Annotated in this window: 2 protein-coding genes; both read left to right on the top strand. The window is 59.3% G+C overall.

Annotated features, from left to right (window positions below):
- A partial coding sequence (locus ACR0IO_RS23270; protein ID WP_480745246.1) for an N-acetyltransferase family protein occupies nucleotides 1–140 on the top strand: 140 nt, incomplete at its 5' end.
- Nucleotides 141–149: 9 nt separating this feature from the next.
- A partial coding sequence (locus ACR0IO_RS23275) for a TerB family tellurite resistance protein (RefSeq protein WP_480745244.1) occupies nucleotides 150–508 on the top strand: 359 nt, incomplete at its 3' end.

Genomic DNA, 508 nt, shown 5'->3' on the forward strand with positions numbered 1-508 from the left:
AGGCAATTGGCTTCAAGCAGGTGGGACGCATGCCTGAAGTGGGGTTCAAATGGGGGCAGCGGCTGGATCTTGTCCTGATGCAGAAAATACTCGGCCCGCAGTCATCTGTCGCACCTGACAGTCGTGACAAGGCACGCTAGGGTGCGCCCATGTCGATCTGGTCCAGAATAGCCGACGCGCTGAACGCGCTTGCCCAGGGCGAAAGCCTGACTGCGGTGTTTGAGAAACTGCGCACGCCGCCAGAACGTTCGGTGGCCTTTGCGATTGCTGTCGTGGCGCTTGGCGCCAAGATGGCCAAGGCTGACGGTCAGGTGACGCGGGATGAGGTGACGGCTTTCCGTGAAGTGTTCCAGATCGCTCCCGAAGATGAAGACGGGGCGGCCAAGGTCTTTGACATGGCACGGACAGACGTTGCTGGATATCAGGACTATGCCCGCCGGATTGCCCGCATGTTCGCCGAAGATAGCACCACCCTGTGCGATTTGATGGAAGGGCTGTTTCACATTGC

This window comes from Ruegeria sp. CE12 (assembly GCF_056537525.1).